Source organism: Rhodococcus sp. GQ147 (assembly GCF_059759155.1).
In genome coordinates this window covers 1-6,849 of the sequence record NZ_JCAXDU010000040.1, presented here as the reverse complement: position 1 = coordinate 6,849, position 6,849 = coordinate 1, and the positions used below count along the sequence as shown (strand labels likewise).

Below are 6,849 nucleotides of genomic sequence, written 5' to 3'. Positions count from 1 at the left end.
ATCGGCTCGCAGATCATCGCCAGGCTGCTGATCCAAACAGGATTCCCTCTGGCCGATCTGCGCGAAGATGATCTGCAGGACCTGTTGCACGCGTGCGATATTCGACAGATGCATACCGGGCGAGGCGCCAAGCACTATCGCGCCACCACCCACAGTGCCCGCCAGATCCTGTTTCATCTCGGGATCCTCGACAACGAAGCAGGGCCGGCGGTCGCTCCGCTGTCCTTCGAGGAGCGGATGGCCGACGTTCCCGCTGCGCTGCGGCCGGCGTTCGTGTCCTATCTGCACCGCAAACGCGCGACCTGCACACCCAAGACCGTCAGCAGCCTGGCCACCCGGCTGGCGCATTTCGGCCGCTACCTCGCCACCATCGACCCCGACATCGTCTCGCTGGCCGCACTGGATCGGCGTCGGCACATCGAGCCGTTCATCACGTCGCTGACCACGACCGTCAACAGTGTTACCGGTGAGCCGATCACCGTCGCGGACCGGATCCGGCGTGTCCACGCCGTGAGTAATTTCCTCGCCGAGATCACCGAATGGGGTTGGGACGATGCACCCCCGCGGAAATTGATCTTCCGCACCGATCTTCCTCGCGGGCAACGCGTCCTGCCTCGATATCTTCCGGTCGATGCGGATCGCAAACTTGCTGCAGCACTATCGGACTCACCCTACCGACTCGCCGCCGATGCACTACTCGTGCAACGCGCATGCGGGCTGCGGATCGGGGAACTGCTCGACCTCGAACTCGACTGCATCCACGAAATCCCCGGACAGGGATCCTGGCTGAAAGTTCCTCTCGGCAAACTCGACTCCGAACGCATGATCCCGGTCGACGAGGAAGTTCTCACCCTTGTCGACCGCATCACCGCCACCCGCTCACCTGGTCGGCCGCTCCGTCATCCTCGCACGGGTGCACCCGCGGACTTCCTGTTCACTCATCACGGAAAACGACTCTCGCAGAGCGCAGTTCGAGGTGAGCTGAACCGGGCTGCCGCCACGGCGGGGTTGGGGCACATCACTCCACATCAACTCCGGCACACCTACGCCACGGCGTTGATCAACGCCGGTGTGTCCTTGCAGGCGTTGATGGCTCTGCTCGGGCATGTGTCGACCCAGATGAGTCTGCGTTATGCGCATCTGTTCGATGCCACGGTGCGCAGCGAATACGAACGGGCTCTGGATCTGGCGAAGAGCCGCATCGGGCCGATTCCGGCAGGCCGCACCCAGCTCCCGCTGACCGACGTCACCGGCGACGGCGGGTGGAAGGACGCACCGGCGATCAAATCCAGGTTGGCCGGCGGATACTGCTTGCGGGCGCCCGCACAAGGTTCGTGCCCGTATGCCAACATCTGCGAGCACTGCCCGAGTTTCCACACCGACTCCACCCACCTCGCTGTCCTTTCGGCGCAACGCGTCGACGCCCGGGAACTCGCCGAGGACGCACAGAAGCGTGGCTGGATCGAGGAGGCGGAGCGGCATCGCGCTCTCGTGTCCCGACTCGACGCGCTGATTGACGCATCGGCGGCCGGATGAGCGAGAATACGCTGGTCAGGGTCGAGCGGGTCTGCGCGGAGCTCGCCGCCGTGGGCGAGCCGATCACGTTCACTGCCGTCGCGCAGCGGGCGCAGATCGGTCGGGCGACGCTCTACCGCAACACTCAGTTGCGGGCTGTCGTGGACGAGCATCGCACCCGGCAGACCGAGGCTCGTACTTTGACCGGTCTGGCCACCGAGGTCGCACATCTGCGTGTTGTCGTCGAAGAGCTCGCAGGCAGTGTCACCAGACACGAGGAGCAACTGCGGCGACTTCGCCGCACGCCGCCGTCCCGGCGATGAACCATTCCGACTGTGATCGCCGAGATCCGAGCCGCGATTAGCCGGTCAAAGCGCCGACAACAGTCTCGCCGAATCCTTCAACGCCGCCCTCAAACGAGAAGTCCTCCAGAACGCGAACGTCTGGTCGGACGAAGCCACGTGCCGGCGTCAGGTGTTCCGTTGGGTCACCCGCTACAACACCCGACGACGACATTCCTGGTGCGGACACCGGTCCCCGAACACCTACGAGACCCTCTACATCGCTACGCTGGCATCCGCGGCGTAATCCACCACCCGTGTCCATTTGCTGGGGGTAAGGCCCACACCCATGACGGGGTCATGTTTGTCATGAGTCACGACCACGGTGGAGCGACCAACACCCACCCTGCCAGCCAGTCCCGGACCAGCCATCTCTAGATTCACAGCGTGTCAAACGGCAGTGAGCCAGGCGCGGTAAGCAATTGCCAGATCGGCATTAGGTCGCTTACCGCGCTCGAGTTCACTCAAGCGGGCGGGTTCGGCACCGAGATTGATCCCGGCCTGGGCGAGGGTGATCCCACGTCGGTGGCGCAGTGCTCGCAAGTCCTCCGTCTTCGGCGCCGGATTCGGGTGGACGATCAGGTGGAAGGCCTCACGAGCGACTGCTCGTTTGAGACATCGCATGATGTCCTTCATCGACTTTCCGCTCGCTCGCAGCCGGGTCGCATAGTCCTTGGTGCGTTGGTCATTGGACAGACGCACCAGAGCGATCTGGTGAAGTGCCCAGTTCGCTTGCCGGCCCCCACCACGATTGAGACGATGACGGGTCGTCTTGCCTGACGATGCCGGGATGGGGGATGCCCCGCACAGGGCAGCGAACGATGCTTGGTGACCGCAGCCGCTCGGGGTTCGAGCCGGCGGTGACGAGGAGCGTTGCCGTGGTGATCACACCGTAACCCTTCGTCGCGATCATCGTCGGAGCGGCACGATCGACGAGGACACGGAGATCGTCGTCGAACTCCACGATTTCCTGGGTGAGGTACTGATAGCGGCGAGCAAGCCGCCGCAAAGCATGGGCGGTCGCCGTGAGGACCGAGTCGGTCGCCGTTCCAGGGCGAGTCGAGGCCAGTCCGTCGATCAGTGCGTGCTCACCCAATCTCGACCAGCGGGTTCGGAGCGTTTCGGGTGCCGTGACCAACAAGGACTTGAGTTGCCGGATGACAGCCACCCTCGCTTTGATAGCGCTGCGCCGCACGGTCAGCAGCACCCGAATCTGCTCCACGACACCGTCACCGGCCTTGGCAACCGGGAGAGACTCCGGCTCTGCAAGTGCCTGCTGCGCTGCGGCATACGCATCGATGGGATCGGACTTGCCTTGCCGACGCTGCGCACGACGAGGGCGAAGGACTTCCCGAATCTCGATGCCCGACGCCATCAGGTACCGGGCCAGGCCGGCGCCGTAGGATCCCGTTGCCTCGATCCCGATCAGCCGGATCACGCCGAAGGAGCGGACGAACGCGGCAAGCTGCTCGTAGCCCGCCAAGGTTGCGGGCACCTGCAGGTTTCCCAATCGTGCTCCCATAGCGGTCAGGACCGCGACGTGATGGCTGTCCGCGTGCGTATCGACACCCGCAACGACCTCGACCGGCGGGGAGTCGACGGCGTCGGAAATGAATATCGTCATGATGGACCGTGCCTTCCTCACCAGTGGGCACGCCGGCCAGGGATCCGAGCAGACAAGACGTTGACGGGGCTGACACCAAGCTCATATGAAGTCATGCTCGTCTCCCTGGCCGACATGCATCGGACGCCCCCGCCGACCTGACACGCGGACAGATCAACTGGAAGACAAGCACTACGGCTGTCAGTCACCTGTAGGGTCACACGCACCGCCGACGAGGACCCTTTCATCATCCACGTCACCTGTTCCTACATCAGTCCCTTCACATGTGAGTGAGGCCCCAGCCCAGCCCCTCATATCGTCTAACGAAATGAGTCAACTCGGGTCACACAGGGGACTCCGTAAATTACACGAATCCGCGAATCGAGCCGCCTGATCATGCTGTTGGCCGCTCCGGCGGCGGTCTGTCGACGAAGATTCTGGGTACCTAACCGACCGCGATATCCCGTGAGTCACACAGGCGTATGGGAAGGGCTCTGCTGGTGTCGTCCCCAGGAGAAATACCGCGAGAGGTGTATCGAGAGATGAACTGACGGAGGGCATCAATATGATCGCTGCGGTCGGTGACGATATGGACGTTGTCCAGGACGATCCGAGACAACGTCCGCACAGCCGTAGCGATGGTGGGATTGGCGAAGCCGTCGCGCGCGGCAACGATGTGCAGGTTGGACAGGTCGTATATGCTAGCGCAAATTTCTGCGGAAACGTCCCTCTGCATAGAGGTGGCGACAGTCAGCGCCGCTGCGGTGCGCATCCAACTCGGCAACGCATCGAGGACACGCAACTCCAGCCAGCCTCGGGGACGGACAGGGGGAAACAATGTGCTGAAATGGTACTGAAGATCTTCCACCGTCGGGTACCCGTACTTGCCACCATCTTGCATCCAGGAACGGAATGTCATCCCCGGGGCAACCGATTGTCCAAGGGAGGGATCTTCAGGATTGACCACGTGCATGACATCGGCGTTGAGTGCGTAGTCCAGCCAGGCCTCGGCAGGAGGAAGTTCTGTTGACACCGGCGAGGTTCGAGCAGGGTCAATTGACATCCAAATACCCTGACGGAGTGAGGCCCAAGCCTGTCCGCCGATATCAACACCTCGGGAGTTGGCGAACATAGCGACCAGCGCAGGTGCGATTCGGTTGAGCGTGTACCAGCGATGCAACGGATCGGTGTAGTCGTTGCTGACATTGATCTGCAGGGATGCGGTATTGCACATCATCCACCGTCCCGCCGCGTTCCGCGCGTCGAAGAACCGTTCCATGGACTGGTACCGAGGCTTGTGCAGAATTCGTTGGGGCAGACGGGAACGTTCGACAGCGCGGACCTCGAAATTCAAGCCTAACCCCAGTAGGCGCGCATGAATCTCATCGGCATCGCTATTGACTCGATCAATAGCGGGGCTGACTCCGGGTACGGGGAAGGAGGAGAGTTCTACCTGTCCGCCGGGTTCTACGGTGATTCGACCGCCCCCAGGCAATGGGGGCTCGGCGATGGATTCAACCTCAACGAGGTGCGGGCGCTGAGATGGGATATTCCAGTCACGGACGGGCCATTCGCACTCAAGCCCGATGAGGTCTTCTCCGGTGGGGAGGAACATTGCACTCGACAGGTTGAGTGCTTGAGAGTGCGACAGGGTGGGCTTGCGAGTCGGCATGACGCCTCCGATTCGTTGACTGCTAAGAAGATTAGCGCTACGGTGTTCTGTATCACTATTACACAACTCACGTTCGGAACAACACACCCTTTTTCGCAGAACGGAACGGTCGTCCAGCCCGGCGATGACCACTACCCCTGAGAGGCCACGACATGACCGCGAACCAGGATCGCCGCTCACCGGAAAGGACCCCGCGGCAGCAACTGGAACTTCTGCTGATCATCGATCCCATCGAGACCCTCCGCCCGGAGCACGATACGAGCGTCGCGATTATCGAAGCCGCTCAACGAGCCGGTCATCTCGTCAGCGTGACCTCGTTACCCGATCTTGCCGTCGATGATGCGGTAGCTGTTGCGCAGTGCCGTCGTACGACCGTGGAACCGGCAGTCCTTGAGAGTGGACGGTGGATTACCGTCGATTGCTGGTACGCGCAAGACGAGCCCGTGACTCGGCGGCTCGATGACTTTGACGCAGTGTTCATGCGTAAGGACCCTCCCGTTGACGATGCTTATCTCCGGGCAACCTTCATCCTTGACTTCGTCAATCCGGAGGCGACCATCCTGGTGAATAGCCCTGCGGGGTTACGACACGCCAATGAGAAGCTCTTCGGTCTTCGCGTACCGACGCTCGGGCCGGCGACCTTCGTGTCGGCAGACAAAAGCACAATCATCGAGAAGGTTCAAAGCTGGGGTAAGGCTGTGTTGAAGCCGACGGACGCAATGGCCGGTCGTGGGATCCTTGTCCTCGACCCCGCGGATGTGAACCTCCATTCGATCCTCGACGGGGCCACCGGTCATGGCACACGTCAAGTAGTGGTGCAACAATGGATCGAAGCAGCTATCGACGGTGACCGCCGCATCATCGTCATCGACGGTGAGCCCCTCGGATCCGTGAGACGTGTGGCTCTCGGAGATGACTTCAGATGCAATATGGCAGCCGGAGCAGCGACAGTTCGCGACGAGGTTACCTTGGACGATCGTGAACTGTGTGCTCGCTTGGCGCCGCATCTTCGCGAACAAGGACTCGTCTTCGTGGGAATTGACGTCATCGGCGGTCTGCTGACTGAAATCAACGTTACAAGCCCCACGGGCGTGCGAGAAATAGACGCCCTGAGTGGGACGGACCTGGCAGGCGAATTAGTGGCATGGGTTGAAGCCACTCACGCGAGCACGGTGGAGGTCAGCGCATGATGCCGGGGGTCCGCAGAATTGTTGTGCTCGGCGCCGATGCAGCTGGTATGAGCGCAGCTCACCAAGCTTTACGCTCCGCCCGCTCTGCGGGGGTCGACGTCGAAGTGATTGCGCTTGAAAAGTCCTCTTACACGTCGTATTCAGCGTGCGGGCTTCCGTACTGGATTGCCGGTGACGTGGACGAGTTTGGTGAGCTGGTCGCGCGCAGTCCGGAACGGCACCGTGAGATGGGTGTCGACTTGCGTACCGGGGCCGAGGTGACGGCGATCGACACCGATCGCCGGACGGTGACCTATCGGGTCGGCTTCGAGATCGAGACCATTTCCTTTGACGACCTTGTCATCGCGACAGGGGCACGGCCGATCTTTCCAGCGTGGATGTTTGATTCCGCTGGGTCTCTGATCCCAGGAGTTGCTGCAGTAAAAACGCCGGAAGACGCCGAGCAATGGATCACCAACTTCACAAGAGAGCGTCCTGGCGAATCTTCGCGAGGAACCGTGCTCGTTGCAGGAGGCGGATACATTGGGC

7 protein-coding genes and 1 pseudogene are annotated in these 6,849 nt (G+C 61.7%); 5 read left to right on the top strand and 3 right to left on the bottom strand.

Features of this window, described 5'->3' with window-relative positions; genetic code table 11:
* Positions 1-237: 237 nt before the first annotated feature.
* The 3 genes and pseudogenes from AC6CID_RS24760 to AC6CID_RS24750 all read left to right on the top strand — a co-directional run.
* On the top strand, positions 238-1,536 hold the full coding sequence (locus tag AC6CID_RS24760; RefSeq protein WP_498354645.1) for a tyrosine-type recombinase/integrase: 1,299 nt from the start codon (positions 238-240) through the stop codon (positions 1,534-1,536).
* The gene (locus AC6CID_RS24755) at positions 1,533-1,838 is read left to right on the top strand and encodes a DUF6262 family protein (RefSeq protein ID WP_039584094.1); all 306 of its coding nucleotides are present in this window, start codon (positions 1,533-1,535) and stop codon (positions 1,836-1,838) included. The genes AC6CID_RS24760 and AC6CID_RS24755 overlap by 4 nt, the downstream gene beginning before the upstream one ends.
* Before the next feature lie 43 nt (positions 1,839-1,881).
* Positions 1,882-2,103: pseudogene (locus AC6CID_RS24750) on the top strand (integrase core domain-containing protein); the annotation flags it as partial.
* A 143-nt stretch (positions 2,104-2,246) separates the two neighbouring features.
* On the opposite strand, the gene AC6CID_RS24745 reads toward AC6CID_RS24750, so the two are convergent.
* The 3 genes from AC6CID_RS24745 to AC6CID_RS24735 form a co-directional block, all read right to left on the bottom strand.
* Positions 2,247-2,648, bottom strand: a complete 402-nt coding sequence (locus AC6CID_RS24745) for a helix-turn-helix domain-containing protein (RefSeq protein WP_498354646.1) — start codon at positions 2,646-2,648, stop codon at positions 2,247-2,249.
* Positions 2,542-3,480, bottom strand: a complete 939-nt coding sequence (locus tag AC6CID_RS24740) for an IS110 family transposase (RefSeq protein WP_498354644.1) — start codon at positions 3,478-3,480, stop codon at positions 2,542-2,544. Before AC6CID_RS24740 ends, AC6CID_RS24745 begins: the two co-directional genes overlap by 107 nt.
* A gap of 424 nt (positions 3,481-3,904) precedes the next feature.
* A complete protein-coding gene (locus tag AC6CID_RS24735; protein WP_498354643.1) occupies positions 3,905-5,131 on the bottom strand; it encodes a glutamate-cysteine ligase family protein in 1,227 nt (408 codons plus the stop codon).
* A gap of 152 nt (positions 5,132-5,283) precedes the next feature.
* On the opposite strand from AC6CID_RS24735, the gene gshB reads away from it, so the two are divergent.
* Positions 5,284-6,321, top strand: a complete 1,038-nt coding sequence (gene gshB / locus AC6CID_RS24730) for a glutathione synthase (protein WP_498354642.1) — start codon at positions 5,284-5,286, stop codon at positions 6,319-6,321.
* Positions 6,318-6,849: NAD(P)/FAD-dependent oxidoreductase (locus AC6CID_RS24725; protein ID WP_498354641.1), on the top strand; the 532-nt coding region annotated here is incomplete at its 3' end. The genes gshB and AC6CID_RS24725, both read left to right, overlap by 4 nt.